26 protein-coding genes are annotated in these 21005 nt (G+C 42.3%); 1 reads left to right on the forward strand and 25 read right to left on the reverse strand.

Going from position 1 to position 21005, the window contains the following annotated elements; translation table 11 throughout:
* The 23 genes from BUB67_RS14555 to BUB67_RS14665 all read right to left on the reverse strand — a co-directional run.
* The coding region (locus BUB67_RS14555; protein ID WP_200798186.1) for a hypothetical protein at nt 1–248 on the reverse strand (248 nt) is incomplete at its 3' end.
* Nucleotides 249–251: 3 nt separating this feature from the next.
* The gene (locus tag BUB67_RS14560) at nt 252–890 is read right to left on the reverse strand and encodes an SAF domain-containing protein (protein WP_073240125.1); all 639 of its coding nucleotides are present in this window, start codon (nt 888–890) and stop codon (nt 252–254) included.
* The gene (locus tag BUB67_RS14565) at nt 887–2785 is read right to left on the reverse strand and encodes an ANTAR domain-containing protein (RefSeq protein ID WP_073240126.1); all 1899 of its coding nucleotides are present in this window, start codon (nt 2783–2785) and stop codon (nt 887–889) included. The genes BUB67_RS14560 and BUB67_RS14565 overlap by 4 nt, the downstream gene beginning before the upstream one ends.
* A 272-nt stretch (nt 2786–3057) precedes the next feature.
* Nucleotides 3058–3450, reverse strand: coding sequence for a hypothetical protein (locus BUB67_RS14570; protein WP_073240127.1), 393 nt, complete (start codon nt 3448–3450; stop codon nt 3058–3060).
* Nucleotides 3451–3564: 114 nt separating this feature from the next.
* Complete coding sequence (locus BUB67_RS14575; protein WP_143157105.1) at nt 3565–3765, reverse strand: helicase HerA domain-containing protein; 201 nt, start codon at nt 3763–3765, stop codon at nt 3565–3567.
* 21 nt (nt 3766–3786) lie between these two features.
* Nucleotides 3787–5505, reverse strand: coding sequence for a M23 family metallopeptidase (locus BUB67_RS14580; RefSeq protein ID WP_238457077.1), 1719 nt, complete (start codon nt 5503–5505; stop codon nt 3787–3789).
* A 193-nt stretch (nt 5506–5698) separates the two neighbouring features.
* Complete coding sequence (locus BUB67_RS14585; protein WP_073240130.1) at nt 5699–5971, reverse strand: HU family DNA-binding protein; 273 nt, start codon at nt 5969–5971, stop codon at nt 5699–5701.
* Nucleotides 5972–5982: 11 nt separating this feature from the next.
* A complete protein-coding gene (locus BUB67_RS14590; protein WP_073240131.1) occupies nt 5983–7026 on the reverse strand; it encodes a RodZ family helix-turn-helix domain-containing protein in 1044 nt (347 codons plus the stop codon).
* A gap of 3 nt (nt 7027–7029) precedes the next feature.
* Nucleotides 7030–7851 (reverse strand): hypothetical protein, encoded by an 822-nt coding sequence (locus tag BUB67_RS14595; protein WP_073240132.1) that lies wholly within the window; start codon nt 7849–7851, stop codon nt 7030–7032.
* A gap of 193 nt (nt 7852–8044) precedes the next feature.
* Nucleotides 8045–8494, reverse strand: a complete 450-nt coding sequence (locus tag BUB67_RS14600) for a metal-dependent hydrolase (RefSeq protein ID WP_073240133.1) — start codon at nt 8492–8494, stop codon at nt 8045–8047.
* 119 nt (nt 8495–8613) lie between these two features.
* The gene (locus BUB67_RS14605; protein WP_073240134.1) at nt 8614–9564 is read right to left on the reverse strand and encodes a VanW family protein; all 951 of its coding nucleotides are present in this window, start codon (nt 9562–9564) and stop codon (nt 8614–8616) included.
* 1 nt (nt 9565) lies between these two features.
* On the reverse strand, nt 9566–9853 hold the full coding sequence (locus BUB67_RS14610; RefSeq protein ID WP_073240135.1) for a helix-turn-helix domain-containing protein: 288 nt from the start codon (nt 9851–9853) through the stop codon (nt 9566–9568).
* 18 nt (nt 9854–9871) lie between these two features.
* Complete coding sequence (locus BUB67_RS14615; RefSeq protein ID WP_073240149.1) at nt 9872–11731, reverse strand: VirB4 family type IV secretion system protein; 1860 nt, start codon at nt 11729–11731, stop codon at nt 9872–9874.
* Nucleotides 11732–11754: 23 nt separating this feature from the next.
* Nucleotides 11755–12579 (reverse strand): hypothetical protein, encoded by an 825-nt coding sequence (locus BUB67_RS14620; RefSeq protein WP_073240136.1) that lies wholly within the window; start codon nt 12577–12579, stop codon nt 11755–11757.
* The gene (locus BUB67_RS17480; protein ID WP_073240137.1) at nt 12580–12915 is read right to left on the reverse strand and encodes a PrgI family mobile element protein; all 336 of its coding nucleotides are present in this window, start codon (nt 12913–12915) and stop codon (nt 12580–12582) included. It lies immediately after the preceding gene.
* Nucleotides 12916–12937: 22 nt separating this feature from the next.
* Nucleotides 12938–13294 (reverse strand): TrbC/VirB2 family protein, encoded by a 357-nt coding sequence (locus BUB67_RS14630; RefSeq protein ID WP_073240138.1) that lies wholly within the window; start codon nt 13292–13294, stop codon nt 12938–12940.
* Nucleotides 13295–13314: 20 nt separating this feature from the next.
* The gene (locus tag BUB67_RS14635) at nt 13315–13674 is read right to left on the reverse strand and encodes a hypothetical protein (RefSeq protein WP_073240139.1); all 360 of its coding nucleotides are present in this window, start codon (nt 13672–13674) and stop codon (nt 13315–13317) included.
* Between the two features lie 90 nt (nt 13675–13764).
* On the reverse strand, nt 13765–14019 hold the full coding sequence (locus BUB67_RS14640) for a hypothetical protein (RefSeq protein ID WP_073240140.1): 255 nt from the start codon (nt 14017–14019) through the stop codon (nt 13765–13767).
* A 39-nt stretch (nt 14020–14058) separates the two neighbouring features.
* Nucleotides 14059–14547 carry a DUF3797 domain-containing protein gene (locus BUB67_RS17345; protein ID WP_073240141.1) on the reverse strand — a complete coding sequence of 163 codons (489 nt, stop codon included), beginning with the start codon at nt 14545–14547 and terminating at the stop codon, nt 14059–14061.
* A gap of 45 nt (nt 14548–14592) precedes the next feature.
* Nucleotides 14593–14970, reverse strand: coding sequence for a hypothetical protein (locus tag BUB67_RS14650; protein WP_238457079.1), 378 nt, complete (start codon nt 14968–14970; stop codon nt 14593–14595).
* A gap of 38 nt (nt 14971–15008) precedes the next feature.
* Nucleotides 15009–15299: a hypothetical protein gene (locus BUB67_RS14655; protein WP_073240143.1), complete on the reverse strand. Its 291-nt coding sequence runs from the start codon at nt 15297–15299 to the stop codon at nt 15009–15011.
* Complete coding sequence (locus BUB67_RS14660; protein WP_084127763.1) at nt 15299–16045, reverse strand: DNA adenine methylase; 747 nt, start codon at nt 16043–16045, stop codon at nt 15299–15301. Before BUB67_RS14660 ends, BUB67_RS14655 begins: the two co-directional genes overlap by 1 nt.
* Nucleotides 16046–16165: 120 nt before the next feature.
* On the reverse strand, nt 16166–17047 hold the full coding sequence (locus BUB67_RS14665) for a tyrosine-type recombinase/integrase (protein ID WP_073240145.1): 882 nt from the start codon (nt 17045–17047) through the stop codon (nt 16166–16168).
* Nucleotides 17048–17197: 150 nt separating this feature from the next.
* On the opposite strand from BUB67_RS14665, the gene BUB67_RS14670 reads away from it, so the two are divergent.
* Entirely contained in the window at nt 17198–17908 is a 711-nt protein-coding gene (locus BUB67_RS14670; protein WP_073240146.1) for a YkgJ family cysteine cluster protein, read from the forward strand.
* 256 nt (nt 17909–18164) lie between these two features.
* On the opposite strand, the gene BUB67_RS14675 is transcribed toward BUB67_RS14670, so the two are convergent.
* Together BUB67_RS14675 and BUB67_RS14680 are read right to left on the reverse strand one after the other, a co-directional pair.
* Nucleotides 18165–19844 (reverse strand): DNA cytosine methyltransferase, encoded by a 1680-nt coding sequence (locus tag BUB67_RS14675; protein ID WP_238457080.1) that lies wholly within the window; start codon nt 19842–19844, stop codon nt 18165–18167.
* A gap of 83 nt (nt 19845–19927) precedes the next feature.
* Nucleotides 19928–20869, reverse strand: a complete 942-nt coding sequence (locus BUB67_RS14680) for a hypothetical protein (RefSeq protein WP_073240148.1) — start codon at nt 20867–20869, stop codon at nt 19928–19930.
* Nucleotides 20870–21005 lie beyond the last annotated feature (136 nt).

Raw genomic sequence — 21005 nt, forward strand, 5'->3', positions numbered from 1 at the left:
AGCAGTGCTGCCAGGTTGGTGGCTACCGTGGTGGAACCGTCCCCGCCTTCCGGCGACTGCACCACCCATATTTTCCCCCGCCCAGGAATAGCCTGTGGGCTTACAGGGATGTTATATAAAGTTACTAATTCTTCTTGATATTCCTGCAGTTTGGGAACCGCTGCACCCCATAAAACAGGGGCTTCTTCTACTTCTTTTTTCTTTTTAAATTTAAAAAGGTTAAATATATTAGCAAGTCCTAAGAACATCCTCTACTTCACCTCCTGCTGGAGGAACAGAGTTACTTTTTTACCCCCTGTTAATACCTGGGCGATTTTCTGTTCTTCCGAAGGGTCACAAGCTATGATGATAGCGCCGCTTTTATCAGGGCGCATATCTTGGTTGGTTGGAGCAAAAAGAACAATGGCATTGCTGGCGACTTTTTCTACCATGGTTGCAGCCTTACCGTCGCCGGTGGAAACTCCTATTTCCCCGTAAACATTAACTTTATCGCCCACTTCCAACCCCTTTAGACCCTGGGCGGTTTCCTGGGGCAGGTCTACGGCCACTTTACCCGGGGCAACAGATGCCAGTCTTGCCGCCAAACTGCCTATGCCTGCTGCCACATGGTCTTTTTGCAGGATTTCATTACTCAGAACCGGGATGTTCAGAGTTTTGCCTATTACTTCATCCGGGTTGGTAATAGCTCCCGGCGGTATAGCTGATTTAGATACCAGTTTGGTACTGATATTTGAACTGTTAAGAATGGTGCCAGAGGGTAATTTCCCTTGTGTTATTACTACTTTTTGTGTCGGGGTATTGCTATTGATAAAGTACCAGGCAGACAACCCAGCTCCTGCAGCTAAAGCCACAGCCAGCACGATATGGAGGTATTTTTTTAGTTTTTTCAACTTATCACCTCATTCCAGATATATTGATCCAGGTTTTTCTTTAAGGCGTTCTGCAGGGCTTCTTCCGGACTGGTTGTGATGGTAAGTTTGCTTGAAACACCCTCCGGTATTCGTCCCTGTTCACGCAGGTCAAAACCAATGACAATATTGTCTTTTTTCCCCAGTGTTCTCTTTAGCCAGATTAAAGACGTTTTCTGTTCCACCGGGTCACTGCCGGGAACCACGCAGAGAAGCACAGCCTCCTTTTGATGGATATAGGATTGGGCCAGGTCTATGTCCTCCCCGAAGTCAATGACAGTGTAATTGGCTTTATTTCTGGCTTCCTTCAGGATATACGGCAGGTCTTCTTTTATGTTCATGTGCAGGGACTTGGCCGGGTCAACGGCCCAGATTTTTATATTTCCCCTATCAACCGGGATCTGACTGCCCGGCACCCGCCAGTCTGATAAGATGAGTTCTTCATCTGTCACGCCAAGCCAGGACGCGGCGGTACTGCGTCCTGATGCACAGATGACAGCAGTTTCACCCCCTCCTTCGCTGAATATTTTGGCGGCACTGGCCGCTATTCTTCCCGCCAGGCCCGGCCGCCAGGGGCTTACTATAAGCAAAACACCCCCTGCTGTAATAGCAGATGGGTGTTTTGGAATACGGGCGGTATTGATGGGCAATTCCTCTGTTTCTGTCCTGCGGGGTACGGCTTTTTTTAATATATCCGTCACCTGGGATATGCTTTGCAGAAAATTTTCTGCGGAACCACGGGTTTTTTCATTGCCGTATATAATTTCTTCTTCCTGCTCATCTTCATAGATTGTCTCATTAATGGTGTTCTGGATGAGCAGTACCAACTCTTCCCCTGATATGGTTTCCCCCGGCGGACAGGACAGCACCTTGCCGCCGGCTTTTTTTACTGTCTCAGCCATTATTTTGCCTTCATCATCCAGCTCCCCGGCGATGAATATGACGTACCGGGTATATTGGCAGGAAAAAACAGCCAATTCATCAGCATAAGGAAGCCCGCCGGTTGGCCCGGCCCGCATTATAACAGCAATGTCCGGTTGGTTTTCCTGTACTGCTGTCCGAAATTCCTCGGGAGATGAGGCAGCTAAAACAATTTCCGCTGTGTGCGAAAAGGTGTTTTTAAACCATTCGTTGAGGTTTTGGTTTCCTAAACCAAGAACTGTTGTTGGAATTTTATCAGTCGTTTTAAGTTTGGGAGAATCAACTGTTTCTTTAGTTTTTATAGTCGTTGTTTCTATGTTTTCGTTAATTTTTTCATCTGTTTTTTTGGGGTTTATAAATCTTTCATGCCAGCTTGTTTTATTTTTATTATCCAGCTTTTCATTTTTTATTTTATTATTAAGATTTATGAAGTTAAAAAGATTTAATTTTCGCCCGTTTGATTTATCCTTTTGTTTTATTATTTCTGCTTCCGCAACAACCTTCTCCGCATGAGCTGATATTTCCATGCTTAATTTTTGTTTTGCCATAGCTGCATTAACCAAAAACTCAGGTATATCCCCTAGCGCAGCCGGGTTATGAAGTCTTTGTAGAATCATTTCTGGTTTTACTTCATCAAAAACCAGATCATACACCCCGAATGGAATAATCTTTGCAACAAACTGCCGGGTTTCTTCATGTTCGATATCACCCGGGAGAACAATAATCCTAATTCCTCTTTCCCGCAGGGTTTTAATTACCCCCACCAGAATATCTTGGTCGCCTAAGAGGATAGATATAATGACGGTATCAGCGCTTAATTGTTGGGCAACATTTACTAATACATCTGCGCTGTAACAGTCTCCTGCCACTTCAAGATTATTTTGTTGTAGTATTTTTCTAAGTCCCTCGTTAACGTCAACATTTTCCGAGGCACCAGCTGCAAGAAGAATGCGCATAATAATTCACCTCAAAATAAAACCACCCTTTCAAGGGTGGTTAATCTTCCATTTTGCTGAAGTTTTTCTTCTCTTTGGCGGTAGGTAATTATGATATATATTGTTACTGCAAACCACAATAACTGGCTTAGCCATATAAGAACTGTAATTTTTCCTATTACCCCTATTAATCCTAATAGAAAAGATACTAACATGGTAATTATGCCCAAGTCTTGAAATTCCGTTTTAAAAGAATAACCGTCATCATGGCGGTTATTCTTTTAAAACTAATTCTATACTATTTTTGACCAAAGCCCCATAACGGTACAATCAAATACCTTACTGGAAGAAACCATTTTCCATAAATCATAAACAGTATAATTGATCTTCCCTGCTTGATAGGCTTTAGTAAACTTTTCTTCCAGTTGTTCTTTACTGCAAAAAGCTAAGAGATCTTTGATCGCTGTTTGGCTTTCTTGTGGGCAGGCCCTTGAAAAGGATAAAAGACAACCTAGTAGAATGGCTTCCTGATGCAGGAAGAAGTAATTATCACCGTTATTTACGTTTTTTTGTACAAAACTATTAACCATTTGTGCTATTTCGCTATCGTCTGTGCTGTTTTTATGGAATATTTCTCGAAGACTTTCATCAATATCTGCCAAACCGGTGGCCAGCAGTATTTTCATAAAAATTCACCTCTAAAAAAAGAAAACCGCTAAAGGCGGTTATATGAGTGTGTTATTATTAATGCGCACCAAAAGCCCCAAATAGGAGCGAGGTTTTACACGCGACATCGTGAATTACTTATTAATTTTCCTATACTCACTTTCCGGGTCGATGATTACCGTATACATACCGTTGGCAATAGACCTGGCTGCAATATATTTAGCTGTGTAACTCATCCCTGACCCTGTGGCAGCGCAGGCAAATACATGCGAACCCAATAAACGTGGGGTGTGAGTTAGACCTGCCTTCACTATTTTTGCTTTTTTATTTAGCATACTCAACAAAATACTCCTTTCTTAATTATTTTCTGCATTTCTTAATACCAGCAACGGATCAATAGGCTGTCCTGACCCTCCGCCTAATGATAATCCTCTTACCTCAAAATGCAGGTGTGCTGCTGTTGAAGACCCCGTATTGCCAACAGCACCTATTATATCTCCAACATTTACTTGATCCCCTGTTTTTACATATATGGCACTAAGGTGTCCGTAAAGATACAGGTGGTTTTCGTCTCTGATGGTAATATATAACCCGTAACCCTTCTTATGGTTATTAGGTTTATCCCAGCCGGCAAAAGTAACTTGTCCTTTTGAAGCAGAAATTACCGTTGCTCCCTCCGGCGCCCCGATGTCAATACCTTCGTGAAACGTTCTTTTACCTGTAATCGGGTGATCTCTCCAACCAAATGATGATGTAATAGTTGTATAACCAGGTGTCGGCCATCTAACGCCGCCAACTCGAAACATCTCAGCAAATTCCCATATTTTTGACGCATATTCTTCCCGGCATCTTTCTCTGGCGTCTTTTCCCCTGAAACCGCCGTAAAAGGCCAACACATCCAGGGTTTGTTCCTTCCATTCGCCGTTCCAATTTATGTTTTTAAGACCCATTTCCTTTAACATGTAAGCTCCGACAAATATCTGAGACCGGGGGTTGTCTTTATCTAAATCAGGATCAAACCCTAATCTTCTGGCGTATACCGGCCAGTTGTCCGGTGCAATTTGCATTAACCCGTAGCAACCGGTAGCTTTATTTTCTGCTTGCGGGTTAAAGGATGATTCTTTGTATGCCACGGCTGCTAAAAACCACCAGGGAATACCGAATTTTTCTTCGGCTTCCTTGAACATAGGTATCAATTCCGGCGGTATCATAGCTTGAGAAATATATTGACCGGAAAGATGGTTATTTAAAAGCCAATTAAGCCACTCTGTGCGGGCATCAAACCCCTGGCCGGCTTCCCAAACCGCTGTACGGGCAAGGGCTAAATCCTCCGGCTTGTCATTAAGTTTATATTCATCCTTTATCCAGTTTTCTAGCCTCTGCCATCTGTTGGGAAGTACTTGTTTAATATCCGTTAATTCTTCCAGGGTAACACTGCTTTTTTCGTAGTGATATGTTTTCCACCGGTAATGGTATTGGTAATGCCCCTGGATGGTATATGCTTCAACCAGCAGATAGACAATACTGACAGTGGTTTCTGTATTGCCTTCATCTTCTGTGGTAGTGGTGATAACCTTTGATTTTTTATAGTAAAAGTACGGGTGTAAATCCTTTGCTGTTTTTTCCTGTAGTTGTGCGGTAATTTGCGACAGGCTGTTAGCATATGTGTTGTACAGAGTTGCCGCATGTACTTGACCCCAGAGAAGTTTTAGTCTTTTATCTTGACCATTAGAATCTACAAGCTCACCCACATATTCCCCTTTTGTACCAGGATAAAAAGGGCGATCGCTTGATGCTTCATAAATACTGCCGTCCTCCGGGCCAATGGGATCGTCATTGACTGCCCAGGTGTCTATAACGTTGTATTTGTCGCAGAGCTTATAATATCTGTCTCTTAATTCCTTGTCTTTTGCTTTGTCTTCAAACACCCCGGCCAAAATGGGAGATTTTTTATTATCTCCACTTGTGTTAGGGAAGGCAGAATATACACCTGCTATAAGTGCTAAAAGCATAAAAAAGATCAGAATTATAATAAGAATTATCGGCAAAAAAGGCTTGATCAGTTTAAATAACAACCTGAATGTTAATTTCCCCAACCCTTTACCATATTTTAACGCTTCTTTCTCCAGTTGGTCGGTGTTCATTTTTTACACCAACCTGTTTTTTCTCTTTCGTTTGGTCTATGTAGGATATATTTCAGCACTATGTATCACCTCTTTAAAAGGCAAAAACCCGGCTACAATGAGCCGGGCTATAACGCATTACTACTTATACGGATACGGACAAATTAACAACGGCATCCTTTAAAACCTTTCCAGGCTTAAATACCGGCACTATAGTCGCCGGTATTTGTATAACCTCGCCTGTTTGCGGGTTGCGTCCTTCTCTGGCTTTCCGAGGTTTAGCCTCAAAGGTACCGAAACCGGTTAATTGAATTTTTTCTCCCTTTTTAAGGGCTTCTTGAATGCTTTCAAAGATTGCAGTTAATACTTTTTCTACTGTCTTATTCGCTACGTTTGCTTTGTTTGCTGCCAAAGAAATTAATTCATTCCTTACCCTCTGGACAGTATCGCCGGTCTTTTGGAAACTTTATCCAGCATGCTGGTTCCAAAACTGGCTACTCGGCTGCCAAAGGGTGACAAAGCTATAGCTGTACCTGCTTTTGTAACAGCTGTTACCATGTTATTAGTTCCTGTAATCTGCATCAGGCTTTTACCCCAGGATTGGTTGTTTTGTTTGTTCCTAGCCAACACTTCCCTGGCCAAGTGACCAGCTGCTGATGTTGTTCCGGCAATTCCTTTAGCTGTAGCAGCATAAATGCCGGCCGTAACCGGGGCTACTTCCGGCACAGCAAAAGCTGAAGCTGCACCAACCTTAGCCATTACACCAGCTGCTGTAGAACCAGTTTGTCCGGAAATTTTAAGTATATCATTAAGACCTCGCTGGCCTACTTCCGGAATATCGTTATTTTGCTGTGCTGGCGGTGTATTTTGGTTGCCCGTTTGACCTGCTGTCGCATTGGCTGTATTTCCAGTATTACTAGTGTTAGAAGATGGAGGAAAAGACGTTAAGGATACTCCCGGAATATTTGATGGCTGGCTTGTTGTGTTTGCTTCAACAGAACCAGGTTGAACGGAAGGCTGCGTAGACCCGGGCGAGCCTGTATAACCTCCGCCAGAACCTCTCGAACCTCCTGACCCTCTCGAACCTCCTGACCCTCTCGAACCTTCTGACCCGCCTCCATCAGAAGCCCCCGAAAAACCACCAAAACCACCTTTTCCGAGAGCTGTGGTACCTCCTTTCCTCATCAAACCAATGGTGGCACCGATGGCGCCAAGTCCAATCATGGCCCACTTGTCCTCATCCACCGTACCAACCCGGGCCACCAGTTTCATAAAGATTGAGCTTAGCATTTTACTGACCGGAATTACAGTCAGCAGCATAAAAAAGGTTTCCCAAACAGTTATGCCGCCTGAATCTTCTTTGTCTGAATCATTTTCTGTTGTGCCGGCCGCAAATGCGCTTGAAGTAATTAATAGAAGCAGTAATATAACAAGAAGAATGGAAACTAAAACCTTTTTCTTTTTATTACTCACCTTCTACTTCACCCCCCAGCTGCCCGAAAACAGTGTTGCCAGGAAAGAAGCGATAACTACGCATAAACCTAAGATAATTAGCCCGATAAAGGCTTTGGTTAAACCTGATTTTGCTTCTTCTCGCTCTTTTTCTGTGCTGGCCAAGATCAATCTTATACCCATAACAATAACAACACCGACACAGATGGAACCGGCAAACCCGGCAAAAAATACTCCAATTTTTATTAACCCACTGGCAAATAGACTTGTATCCAGAGGCCCGCTTATGTTTAAGGCACTGCCCGTTGCCCCGGCTATACTCATAAATATGCCAATGGAAAGGGCGTGAGCAGACTGTAGGAAAATTGTCTGGATTATTTCGGCTACCCAGATTTCCAACACCTGACGTTGAGCAGTAAAAACCCATACCCAGACTATAATAGGAGTGACAACTATATTAGCTGTAATCACCCACTTGCGGATGGTGTATACTGCGTTGAAATAAATATCGAATCCTACCAGCGAGGAGTTAATCACAGCATTAGCTAAAACATTGCCGGTGTTAATTGTACCAAATAACTTATCGCCAAAAACTTTAGTAGCTCCGTTAAAAATCAAGTTATCAATACTTTTTAAATTAAATATCCCGTTAAAAATCTTTATAACCCCGTTAAAAGGTGCCGCAATTACCGCTTCAAACATGCCTGCTGCTTCTTTTAGAACTGGTTCCTTAGTTCCCGGGTTATCAACGAAATAATTTACCAGCTTGCCGCAGATCCAGACAAAGCCATCATTTATGCCTGACAACACCGTGATAAATACCGGTACCATAGCAATTAACAGCATAGCTATAAACATCCTCTGCACGTCTTCAATAAACGACACCCTAATGCCGGGGTTTAGTGCTGATGTCATGTATTTATACCCTGACTTAACTATTGTCATAAGAAGTATTCCACCGCATATAGTTGTCAGGGTAGCGTACCAGAACATCATAACCTGCCACTGGTTGAGAGTAAACATGGTTGGATGCATAAGTCTACCACGCTCCGAAGCTCACTGTAAACACAACCAGTGCGGCAGTGATGATTATTTCAAGTATCCCGCCCGTTGCAACCAGCGGGATTTTAATATGCAGTGGCAGTGGCCACAGCAACGGGCACCCCTGGGGCGTTAATAGGTCTAACAGCAGGTGCGACAGGTACCCTATCAAGAAAGGAAACAGCAAATTCATGCTTGCATATTCCTGTGCAATTAGTACCGGGATGGCCAGCAATACAGCCCCTGCCAGGGAGTGGGTTATGGAACGGTGGCCGGCTAGAGATAATGGGTAGCTTACAAAAGGAACCAACCTACCTACGGTACTTCTAGGAGTATCTATATCAGGTATTAGTGATGCTATAACAGCAATACCTGTGGCTAACGGTGGCAAACCGAAGGCGGCGTGGGCAATTAAACCCGCCGCCGCCATATGAGCCGGGGCCATCATTATAAAATCCCCCCTTCTTCTTAATTGAAGATCACCTGGCTAAGAATATTATTAACGCCAATACCGGCAGTGAAGTGACTGCAGTCAAGAATATGAGCTCGTGAACAGGGTCTATTATTTTAGTTTTGAATTCCTTCACCGCCTTTTTGAGTGATAATCAACTTGTTAGTTTGTTCGTTGTAAGCAATATCATAATTCATTACTTCACATACCGTCCGCAGGGGAATATACATATTCCCGTCTTTTACCTCTGTTGCAGCCGGCAACTTTAATAATGTTTCTTCTGTTGCTTCTCCGGAAACTACAGAAAGAATAGCCGTACTGCTGTTATTTGCAAATTTAAGATATTTTTTGTTTTCCTCTTTTTCTGTCGGTATTTCAAAAGTGACTGTTCCCAGGGGGTCTGTTGCGGCCGTCAAATTAAGTAAATCTTTGGCGTCCTGCCAGAAAATCATTGTTGTCCCTTCTTTAAAGAAGAGTGCTGCTTTGTTGTTAAATAACTGTTCATTTAGTTGAACCTTAACCGGCGAGTATGCTTCGATTTTAACCTCAACCTTTTCTGAATCGGCATAGGCCACAATTTTTACCGGATAAGGCAGGGTATTTTTGAATTTATAGTCCCATTTTCCATACCATACGGCCGCATCTTCGCCCTGCTTGGCATAGGGTACTTCAAGGGAATGATTATGCCGTTCTATCGGCGTTAAGCCGGCTTTTTTAACCGCTTGGTGCAACACCGTTGCAGTACGGCATACACCGCCTCCTACATCGGGAACCAATTGATAGCCCCGGCCTGTCCAGGCTACCGACGAGCCATAAGTAAACCCTCTGGATATTGTTCTCGGGCCTACGGTTTTATTGTATGAAAATATTTCACCCGGATTAACAACCTTGTTGTTTATCAGCTTTGCGGAAAGTATAATATTAGCTTGTCCACCTGCTTCTTCTGTTTGTGGCAAAGTATATTCTGCCAGGGTATAAAACTCCGGCGAAGATGCCGCATGACTGTATTGGAGACCTGAAAAATTCAGGGCCAGGGCCAAACATAATCCAACGGCAAGCCTTTTCACTTCAACAAATCACTCTCCTTTTTTTATGTTTAATTTTTAGGTTTGGGTATGCTTTTTTGATTTTTTGAGCAGCGCCGGCGGCATTTAAAATCTCGCTGTCAACACCGAGAACTTGAGCTAGTACGTTGTTGATTTGTTCCCTTGGCGGGTTTTTGAAACCATTCTGCAAGCGAGATAGGTAGCTGTTACTTATAGATATCCCTCTTTTTCGGCATTCTTCTGAAATTTCCTGCAATGTTTTGCCGGATGCCTTAATGGCATGCCTCAGGATGTTGGCGTAAGATATCACTTTACCGACGTCTCCTTCCTACCCGGCAGTAGTTATAACTGCTTCCGGATCAGATCTCAAAAAGTTTTCTTCAAAAGGTAATCCTCTAAATCTGACAATAGCACTCTCCATATTAGCCTGCAGAATTCCTTCCCCTTGTCTGAAACTTTCGATACGTTTTATTGTTTCTGCCGGCAAGTGAAATATCTCGGTAAGACTCTTTGCGTCATTCGGGTGCATTTTCAGGAAGAACTTTGTGTTGCATTGAGCCAAAATTACCTTTCCTTCTTCGCTGGTAAATTCCCGGAAACTTTGGGAAGCCAGCATCAGTGAGGTATTATATTTTGCTCCCCGGCGGGCCAGGTCTGACAGGAACTTGGCGGTATCGGCATGACGCATCATTAGCCAGGCCTCATCAACCAAGAGTCTTTTTCTTTTACTCCTGTCTTTTTTAACAAACTTTTCCCAGGCCCAGGAGGTCATCACAAACATGGCATACATGCGCTGAAATTCGGTCTTTAATCCTGATACATCAAAGACTACCAATTGGTTGTCGTAGAATTTACCAATACTCTGACCGTCAAAGTATCCCATACCGCCGTCCCGGGTGAAGGGATATAGCATGATAGCCAGTTTTTCAGCCCCCATAGTCTTCAGTCTTTCAATAAAACTGGAGATAGTTGGCATTTCTTTATACGTTTTCCCGATATGGACAGCACCATCTTCTGTTGTCTTTCCACCGGGCTGATAAATACTTTCCGGGTCTTCGTTAATTCCCCGAGACAGGTATTCCTCTCTGACGGCTTTAGCAGCTAATGCCCTTTCTTCAGCGGAAATTTTCTCGCCGGTTTGTGATTCGATTAAAGAGGTTATTAAGTGGCAAACATCTTCTGCTTTACCGGCAATATCTAAATATTTTTTACCTGTTTCTTCATCTTCTTCTGGTTCAATATCAAAGATATTGAACATACATTCCATATTAGGTTTAAAGCGTATAATAACCCCGCCCAGGGCTTGTACTATTTTTTTGTACTCACCTTCCGGGTCGATAATCACCACATATATGCCGTGGGCAATGGACCTGGCTGTTGTGCCTTTTAAGGTGTAACTTTTACCTGACCGGGTACCGCCGCAGATAAACATATGTGGACCAAACAAACGTGGTGCACCGATAAATAAGTCCAAAAATACCGGACTGCCGCTTTGGTTAACGCCAAACCAAATCCCGGAGGGATGGGTAAAGTCCGATGATATTAAAGGAGACAGGCAGGCTGCGTTGGCTACATCTACGTCGTGATATTCATTTATGTTGTTAATAAAAGGCATCATATGAAGAAAACCATCTAATTGTCTGTGGTACATAGTTACTGCTTTTGTTACGCCAAGTTTATCTTTTATAAATGCACATTTATAAAGAAGTTCCTGATAGCTTGACGCAGTAATAAAAATCGTAATAGTGGCTGCAATAAGGTTGTTTCTCCCCAACTGTAAATCAGTTAAGAAGTTGTAATAAAAAGCATATTTTGCTTCCAATGCACCTATACGGGTTGTATCACCATGTTTAACCGCTAACCGTAAATCAGCCCCGATAGCAACTTGTTCTCGTGCTATCTTATCGTTTGCTTCTTTTTTGCTGTAAGGCTGTAAAACTACCGACACTGTTACCCCTGCAATTGTGGTTATTTCATCGAACCAACCAAAACAGATGAATTCCGGCATGGTTTCTATTACCAACACCCGGCAGTACATATCGTCTATCCGGATATGGTCCTCATACTCATCTATTCTGTCAGGGGAAAATAACTGGGATAACTCTGAAATTACCTGCCCTTGTTTGATTATTTGTTTTTTTTCTTGATTTGATTTAAACCAGGATTTTATGAATTTTATATTAATCACCCCCAAAAAAATAAAAACACCGGTTATTGGCCGGTGTTGGTAGAAGTAGAAATTGCTGCTGGTGAATCGAATATTTCTTTAATATTAAATTTAATTGGGTGCATACACAGTTTTGCCACTTCGGAAGGCTTTGTCAATTTCTCTGGCAGCATTACCTGTTGAAGGGTATCAACTACTTCTTCCGTTGTGAGCAACGGAGTCATAATGATACCAGCTCTTGACCTAAACGCTTCCTGTAATATTGCCATTCTTTCCCGAATCCTCTGGGCCGGGGTGCCAGGGGCACCTTCTTTATCCTCGCCGCTGATAACTATCCAGGAAACCTTTGCCATAGCCCTGCGTTCATTTTTCATATTTTCTAATTCCGAAATGTATAGTTGACAGTAATTAGCAACTAGTTGATTGTTTGTCTTTTCAGCATACATACGTACTTTTTCCACTTCTTTGTCTGTATCAGTCACAATAGTGCTGGTGATGTATTGCACCGGGTATTTTATCTGGCTTTGAATAGAAATTAACATCTCTTCTCTTGCATCTCTTTCACCGTCTGACAGGATAGAGAAGTTAGTTCCCTCGATGCGGGCCAGCCCGAGATATTTACCATTAACGTAGTATATTCCAGGTTCAACTATTTCTACATTTATCAGCTCGCTAATGTGGCGGTATTTTTTGTCTGGCTTTTTTGATTTTAATTCAGATGCTTCATCCGTTGTTTCATTATCATAGCTCATTCTTTTAATTTGTCTTGAGTTACGGTTACTTTTACTAATGTACCAAATCATTGCCAAAGATGCTGCCATGACTAAAACAATAAAGCCAAGGACAATGAGCAATAAGGCAACTCCCATTTAAAAAAACCTCCGGAAATTTACATATTTGTGAGGTTTTATTTTGTACCGGATTTTTTTGATAAAATATTTATCCAGACTTTCCGTATAATCACCTCTTATAACTGTTTTTTTTCCCAGATAAAAACCTAAGAAAATAAAGGGGATTATGATTGGCAGACATAAGATGATATTTTGAAGTTTTGGTCCAATTATCAAAAAGGCTATAAAAGAAAAAAACACCCCTATCAAAAAACCACTGGCTATCCAGGCCATTTCTCTGACTGTGACCCCAAAAATAAAAGGGGTTTCTTCTCTAGTGGAAAATGGCACTCGGTATTCCCGGTATCCCCTCATAGCTTAATTTAATCTCCTTCACTTATCCTTTAATTAAAAAGGTTGCAAAACCGACAATTGTAACAGATAACGCTACTACGCCCATTCCCACAAAAACATACATTATATGCTCTTTAGTTTTTGCTCTTGTTTCCTCTTTACCAGTCTTCAACTTAAATCCAAGGATAATAAGCATCGCTGTAGCAATTACACCTGACAACGCGCCGAGGCCAATAAATATTTTTAGCAGCTTATCTGCCAGCGCTTTAGCATCGACACTGTTTAAACCGGTCGCAATATCTGGCCCGGTGGTCTCTGCCAAGCAAGGTGCAGCTGTGACGAAGAAGGTTAACAATAAAAGCATCACAATCAATATTTTTTTATTATTTTTCTTTAACAATTTTTTCCCCCCTATTACTTTTATTTGGATGCGTAATTTTGCACTAAAGAAATTAATTGAGGACCCCATAAGATTAATAGCATGCCAACAACCGCCCAAAGGATCATTTGACGCGCCTTTTGGAAAAAAATACTCAGGATACCGCAAACGGTAATTACCGCAAGCGTTAACATAGGTGAAATCTCTCTGGCATCTTTATATACGGCTGCTACTATACGGCTGGCTTTTGCGGTGAATTGTTCTGAAGTTACAATGGGTAGACCGGTGCTTATATCCGGCATGGTGCTGGTTGATTCCGCCGCCAGAGTTATTCCAGTAAAACAGGTAAGTGCTATAAAAGTAATCATAAAAATAATTGTTATAGGGTTAAGCCTCTTCATCTTTTCACCCCCCTTCTGGTCTGTCAAATCTTAAAAATAAAAAAACCTACACTGCAAATGTAGGTTTTCGCATTATGGGTGAAATGTGAACTAATCCCAATCCAATTTTTGACCACAATGAAAACAATATGCTATTGCCTTTGGGTTGGGAGTCTTGTTGTTTACACCTATTCCCTGGTTACATGTAGGACATGCTTTCCATGTTGACTGGTCTATGGGTTTCTTAGGCACCTGTTTTTTTAGTGATTTTATTGCCAAATCAATATCTTTTCCGTATACCAAACTTATACTTTTGTCTAATTTCATCGTCCCCATGGCTTCAATAGATTCACTAATTTTATCCATCTTATTCTCCTTTTTGAATGAAATGTACATCAACTAAAACTAATAATCGCTACAACCGAAGTAACTTGGGACTTCTGTTACCTCATCGAGCCATTCTCTGACGGTTTTTGTTTCTCGATCTCCGTTATCCTTAAAGAATGTGTGTAGCCTTTCCATGTCCTCCTCTACAACAAAGTAGTCAATAAAGTCTTCAAACGTTGCTCCTGGGTTATCTTCCAGAAATTCTTTCAGGTATTCATCTCTCCCGATGCCACCCCATATTTCGTCGGCAAATTCAAACGCTTGCTGCTTGGTTTCTGCCACAACCCATTCGGCAACACCATCGTCATTCAGTCTGTAAAGATTTTTTGTTATGTTGATTTCTTTACCGTTTTGATCGAGCGTTATTTTAAACCCACACTTGCACGATCTTATAAACATATCCCTTGATACGATTAGTTTTCCTTCCCCATTGCCTATTTGATCATTTCCGCATTTAGGACAATTGATATATTCCGGGATTAATTGGAATACTGCAGAAGCATTCATTAATTTCACTCCTTCACATTTTTTAGCTACTGTTCACTTACATTATCACTTGATTATTTTTAGATTAGGCTTTTTCTTAGGTTTGGCGTAGTTTTCATGAAATTCGTTTTCGTAATACTCACACCTACAATAAACAATTAAGCCACCTTTATTTGAATTCCATTTTAATGCATGTATCTTTGTTATCTTTATTTCAGTATCTACTCCATTTAGAGACCAGTAATCAGTCCATACACCTAATGGTGGAAAATCGAAATATAAAGGTATTTCTATTTGTAAATCTGCTTCCCTTATACACCCTTTGTTGTCCATTTTAAAAACAAGGCAACCTTTGCTATCGTATTTAGGGTTTCTGCATTCTCCACCATGCGTATAGTTTCTAACGCAATAAGCACATTGTAGGTGACTTGGTATCTGTATCAAACTCACCCCTTTGCTGCAAAACATTGATGCGGGTATAACTAAAGGCTCTTAACAATATCCACCAACATCTGCTTGATGAATACTCTATCCAATCCTTGGTCTACTGCATTTTTATAGCACTGCTCAACAACAGCCTTTGCAAGTGTCAAATAATCAAACCCGTCTATGTTCTCGTTGGCGTTGATCTTGCCGTCATACGTGTCGTTCGCCCTATCCACGGATACCAGCAGAATCAAATCACCTTGCAATTCCGTGGTCTCTTCATCAATAATCATGCCTATTGCCATTTGCTTATCACCTTTCTTTCGCATCATGGTTGTAATGTTCATTAAAATAACCTCGGTGCCATTACATCTTTAGCGGCAACTGGGTTAATCCAAAGCACTTCCTCCCGAGCTCGACCGCATTCCGCATATGCCTTAACCGTTCGCTTTGCCCAATGCTGCAACCGTTCATCATAGAGAGGACAGGCATATCCACTTAACAATACTGGTCCTGGGTGCTGGTCAAGGGCCTCAAGCAGTTCCAAGTGATCAGCGTCAGTCATTTCGTGTTTATATGTTGCACGCCCATGCTGTCTAAAAGTTCTAGTTCCCCACACATATGGAGGGTCGGCATATATCAACACATGTTCCGCTTTGTATTTCTTAATTAATTCAATAGCTGGTTTATTTTCTATCTGCACTGTTTTAAGACGTTCTGCAGCTTTAAATATGTTGGCCGGGACATTCCTCAACTCAAGAGCGCGATTAAATTTATCTGTACCACTGTGGCGCCATCCGCCGCGGCTGTTTGTAGTTACTTGCCCAAATGCCTGCCAGCAGCGAACCAAAAAACGTCTGGCATCCTCTAAAGGGTCACCAGTAAGATCAAAACTTGCCCTGTATTCATCTCTTGCCCAGGGCGTCCATTCGATTAATCTGGCCAATTCTTCTGGTTGATCACGGATTACCCGGAACAGATTTACTACATTGCCATCTATGTCGTTAATCGTTTCTACCTTTGAAGGCAACTTCTTGAAAAATACCGCCCCGCTGCCAAAAAACGGCTCAAGATAAGTAATGTGCCGTGGCATATAGCTAATTATCCAGTCTGCTAATCTCCACTTTGAACCTGGGTATTTTAAGACGGTTGCATTTATTTTTAATCACCTGCCTTTATTACGCATTCTTTAGCAAATGTGCAGTTAATTTCTTTAGATCTCCCCTTTTTCCAGTGCCTCCATCATTGTTTTTCTATCCGGTTTCGTATATATTGCTGTTGTATTCAGATTGGCATGTCCAAGCACCTGGGCTACCGTCACTAGGTCGGCGCCGGTTCGTAGCATGTTGGTTGCCGCTGTGTGGCGCAAAACATGCGGGTGGATATCAAGCCCGGCAAATTTCCCTATATTCTTGATCACCTGCTCTGCGTTTCTGGCTGTGATATGACCACCATTTCGGTTTGGAAAAAGCCAGTCACTATCCGGATACCTTTTCGTTCGCTCGGCCATCCATTCCCTAATAGCTTTCCGAGCTTCCGGCGGTACCGGCACTTCCCGGTACTTGTTACCCTTTCCTAATATAGCAACCGTTCCGTGACGTTCGCCGATGTCCAGGTCAACCAGGCGGATGGAAACTGCCTCACTCACCCGGAGGCCACAACTCATCATCAGCCGGATTAAAGCAATATCCCTGGTCTTTCCACGACGTTCAGCTTCCCTGAGAAGACGATTCTGTTCCACCCGTTCCAGTGCTTTAGGTGGTGTTTTCTGCTCCCTGACGATCTTTGGAAATACCGGTAATCGGCCAACATATCCTTTTTCGTGAGCCCACCTGATATATTTCTCCAGGGCGGCCATGCGGCGGTTGACCGTGGCGGGCTTGAGGCCCTGAATGTTCTGCATGTATCCCTGGTACTCTCTGAGGTCGATGCTGGTTATATCCCACGGGTGGGGTTCTTTACTGGACATATCCATGTACCATTTAGCGAAATATGCTATATCCTTCCGGTAAGCATCCAATGTACTTCTGGCCGCACCGCCGGAGTAAATATCCTTTAAGAAATCATCTAAAATATTTCCCGAACAATTTTTCATGAGTTAAACCCCCTATAAAAAGCAAAAACCCGGCTAACCGGGCTGTTTTTGTTCGAGAAATGTATATTATACGAATTTTTTAATAAATTTTGTAGGAATTTATTTGCTGACGCTGAATTTATTACTAACTATTATTAATAGGAGGGTATTATGCCGAAAGAACATCTTGAATATCTGTTCAGCTTATATTCTACCGCAGAGGAATCTATTGAAAAAACTCAAGCTCTTTATCCTAATTGGAACTGCAGAAAAGGATGCAAAGAATGTTGCACATACAGCCCTGTAATTGTTACAGGAATAGAATGGTTAGTTATATACCAATTCCTTGTTGAGTTACCAGTAGAAAAACAATACGAGGTATTAATCCGTTTTGGTAATACATACGGTAGTATTATCGAGAAAATGCCAAAGGAGTATTTTACCAAAGAATCAACCTTTAGAAGAGTTAAGCGAGAAAAAACTAGATTTATTAGAAAGTTGAAAAATGTGCCTTGTCCTTTTCTCGAAGATGATAATTCCTGTCTTATTTATACGGTTCGTCCTTTAGGGTGTAGATTATTCGGAAACTCTATTAAATCCGGTCTGTTGTGGGGTTGTGAAAGTTTAGGACAATCCTTGCAAAATGAAACAGTTAATCTTCAAGACGCTAGTATTTCACTAAAGATGTTAGAGGTAATTAATTATGGGGTACTAGCAGTTGAACCAATTTTTCTTTGGATTTACAACTTCCATAATGGTTACCATTTTTGTGATAAACACGGTACTAGAGATCAATTAATCTCTGGTTTTAGAGATGATAAGAGTTTTCTTCAGTATCGCATCTATTCTCTAGCAAAACAGCTTGGTTATAAAAATAAGTAGGATCATCATCAACTTTTTTATCAACTGTAATTTCTACACGCATATTTAGTATTTTCCTTAAAAATTTATCAATTTCATTGTCCTTTCTTGACATGCATCATCAACCTTTCAATGATAATCATTAATATATGTTTATAATAGCTAAGATGGGATTTTGGTGGAATAGAACCAAACACCAAAATTCATATGCAAATTATCCTAAAATGATGTAGGACTATTTTGCTAAGTATTACTAATAAGTAGAGTTTAGCATTACTTAAGCCCTGTTCTCTATTTGTCCATCTGGGTTAATACTAACCGGCACCACCCATATCTTGCTGTGGCTCAATTCCCAAGCATCAAAGATGGACATTAACTTAACCTTCAAATCCACCTCCCCAATGGCTTCGGCTGTCGGTGGCGGCACCATATTGCCGATCCGTTCTCTCCATCGTGCGTCGGATTTTCCGGCCAACTGCAAGGGCCTGCCATCTCTCATATGGGTAGGTAACCCCTGGAGCATAGCTAACTCGTAAGTTGTCAAGGGTCGGTGCCATGTACCATCGGGGGCGATAATTATAGGTGGCGGATCTGGCCGGCTGCTCATGTCCGGCAACAGCTTGTCAGCTACTGCAGCGCTACCAGAATGGATATCTGCACCTGTGACTGTCTTTGCGGGAGCATCGTAATTTTGGACTCCATAACTGCCATTCCGGCAGCTACAACCCAATCTCGGATCTGCCACTGAGGGAGCACCGGCCTGCACATCGGGGGTACCGGTAATTGTTGCAGCTGAGGAATCAAAGGAATGTATCTGCATTTTATTACTGAAGCGTTTTATTGATTGGTTTGGCAGTCTTGGATCAGCAATGCAGCTGGCCCCATTAGACCTTCCTACCTTCGCACTTCCGGTTACTGTAGTAGAAGGTTCTTCAAACCTCATTATCCGATAAACACCCTCACGCGGGGAATGGTTCAATAAATAGCCCACTCTCGGATCTGCGATCGCAGCACTATTACTCCCCCTCACTCCTGCATGTCCGATAACCGTATCGCTTACATCGTCCCATTTTTGAACCCCGTAGGAACCACCACCCCGGGGGATATACGCTAATCGGTATTCTTCCGGTGCTATGCGCTGCAAATCCCTCCAGTCACCACCGGCAGGTATTAATGCCAGGCGAATCCATGTAATCATATCCAATCTGGGCAAACGGTGCATCGGGCCACCGGCGGGGTCGTCCGGCATAGGTAGGTGGCCAATAATGTCTCCAATTGTTTTGAGAGGTTGTTTTTCTGGTTCATAAACGAACGACGGCACCTTTGCCGGGTGGCGGGCGATTAATAAGTATCTCTTTCTTCGTTGGCCCAACCCTCCGATTTCTCCACAGCAGTGTGTACTTTCAGTAAATAGATATCCATATTTCTGTAATAGCAGTTTGATTTCCGATAACAAAGCCGAGCCCCGGGATGTGATCAGGGGGACATTTTCGAACAGGATAATACCCACGGGATCATGTTTGAAAGCTTCCAGTACCAGGGTAATACCTCTGATGGTCAGTCTGTTGAGGGCCTGGTATTTTTCACTGGCTGCGGCCGCCTTGGACAACAGCCCACTAAACCCTTTACATGGCGGTGAGGTGAAAATAGTATCCGGGGCTTTGCCTTCAAATACTTCAAAAATATCCTCCGGCATGACTTCCTTGAATCCCTTGGGCGGCTGTTTGCCGTGGAATAATGAATAATCGTCGTAGCTAAAAAGGTCCATCCTATGTGCCTGGCCATAGGTCAATGCCTCAAAGTCCTGGCAGGCTTCCGGATCGCTGTCAATGCCGGCCACTGTAACAAATCTTCCGGCAATCCCCCGGTACTCCTGTTTTGCCTGCTCAAACCCGATAGCCCCGCCACCGGAGCCACAAAATATATGTCCAACTCTGAAAAGGTGTAAATCTTTCAATATTTCACCACCCCAAAATTCCTCTTAGAAAAAGAAACACCCCGGTTAACATGACCAGGGCACTGTTGTTTTTTTAAATTAACCTAATAACCGTTTACTGCACTAAACTTTTGTCTTTCTTCAATATTGACTGTGCCTCCGCCCTTACCTTTTTTGCCAGTTCCACCTACATTCCAAATAGATGCATCTCTTTCTGCCGCCCTGGCCTGTGACCGCCATGATTTTATTCTTTTTACTTTCTGCTCATAGGATAAATCACTCAGAGCGGGTTGATCAGGTACTTTTGCCATAGAGATACTTTCATCCAGATATGTGTCTCTTAACTTTTTCAATTCAGTCGGGCTAATAATTTTAATAATGCCGTCTTGCACATCTGTTACGCTAGCATCGGTCGGCACATAACCTGCTGTTTTAATAGCTAATTCGGCGTATATTAAAGCAGATTGAACATCATGACTGCTTAGATACCCTGGTATTTCTAGTATGGCCGGCCCTGGAACTCCTACTAGGTCAGATCGCATAGCACGAATCTCATAATTAACAATCTTTTCAATATTTCTTTGAGTAATCAATTCTACGTCAGGGGAAGTAACTTGTGGAATGGGATGGAAGATGTTTTTAAAGCAAGGAATATAACGGAGGCACATTATCTGCTCATTGAAAGTTTTGTCTGATTTTAACTTTTCTTTTAAGATTAATTTTTTGATAGCAAGTCTTAAAATATGTAAGACCTCTTGGTCATTAAGTATTCGCTTGGCAATAAGATGGTAGGATGGTTCTTTTTCTCTTTCCTTTTGTTTTCTTACTCTATCGTTTTCTTTTCTTTTGATTTTGTTTTGATCCTTACGTAATTCACGTTCTTTCCTATATGCCTCCATATCAAATCTTTTAAGGCCCTTTTCTACCGCATCAGGGGAAACATTAAGAACGCAAGCAATGTCTACTAACTTCATTCGACAATAAAAATATGCATTTATATACTTATCCAAAATGTCGGTTTTTTGTGGACAAGCCTCTTTGCGCACTTTTCCCCACACCCTTCCGTTCCGCAGATTTTAGCCGAACCATTTACCGGATTTTTCCGGAAAGTATTTCGTTACATAGGTGCTTAACAGCACGCCTCCGGGCAGCTTGTCCTGCCCCGAAGCCTACCGTCATAGC

The organism is Desulforamulus putei DSM 12395 (genome assembly GCF_900129195.1).
Classification (GTDB): domain Bacteria; phylum Bacillota; class Desulfotomaculia; order Desulfotomaculales; family Desulfotomaculaceae; genus Desulfotomaculum; species Desulfotomaculum putei.

Excerpts from the sequence above, each read along its gene's own strand:
- BUB67_RS14665 (WP_073240145.1), bottom strand. The coding sequence starts at position 17,047 with ATGAAAAATTGTTCGGGAAATATTTTAGATGATTTCTTAAAGGATATT.
- BUB67_RS14660 (WP_084127763.1), bottom strand. The coding sequence starts at position 16,045 with ATGCCACGGCACATTACTTATCTTGAGCCGTTTTTTGGCAGCGGGGCG.
- BUB67_RS14640 (WP_073240140.1), bottom strand. The coding sequence starts at position 14,019 with ATGGATAAAATTAGTGAATCTATTGAAGCCATGGGGACGATGAAATTA.
- BUB67_RS14635 (WP_073240139.1), bottom strand. The coding sequence starts at position 13,674 with ATGAAGAGGCTTAACCCTATAACAATTATTTTTATGATTACTTTTATA.
- BUB67_RS14655 (WP_073240143.1), bottom strand. The coding sequence starts at position 15,299 with ATGAACATTACAACCATGATGCGAAAGAAAGGTGATAAGCAAATGGCA.
- BUB67_RS14670 (WP_073240146.1), top strand. The coding sequence starts at position 17,198 with ATGCCGAAAGAACATCTTGAATATCTGTTCAGCTTATATTCTACCGCA.
- BUB67_RS14595 (WP_073240132.1), bottom strand. The coding sequence starts at position 7,851 with ATGCTGTTAATTGCTATGGTACCGGTATTTATCACGGTGTTGTCAGGC.
- BUB67_RS14620 (WP_073240136.1), bottom strand. The coding sequence starts at position 12,579 with ATGGGAGTTGCCTTATTGCTCATTGTCCTTGGCTTTATTGTTTTAGTC.
- BUB67_RS14570 (WP_073240127.1), bottom strand. The coding sequence starts at position 3,450 with ATGAAAATACTGCTGGCCACCGGTTTGGCAGATATTGATGAAAGTCTT.
- BUB67_RS17345 (WP_073240141.1), bottom strand. The coding sequence starts at position 14,547 with ATGAATGCTTCTGCAGTATTCCAATTAATCCCGGAATATATCAATTGT.
- BUB67_RS14575 (WP_143157105.1), bottom strand. The coding sequence starts at position 3,765 with ATGCTAAATAAAAAAGCAAAAATAGTGAAGGCAGGTCTAACTCACACC.
- BUB67_RS14600 (WP_073240133.1), bottom strand. The coding sequence starts at position 8,494 with ATGATGGCCCCGGCTCATATGGCGGCGGCGGGTTTAATTGCCCACGCC.
- BUB67_RS14565 (WP_073240126.1), bottom strand. The coding sequence starts at position 2,785 with ATGCGCATTCTTCTTGCAGCTGGTGCCTCGGAAAATGTTGACGTTAAC.
- BUB67_RS17480 (WP_073240137.1), bottom strand. The coding sequence starts at position 12,915 with ATGAGGGGATACCGGGAATACCGAGTGCCATTTTCCACTAGAGAAGAA.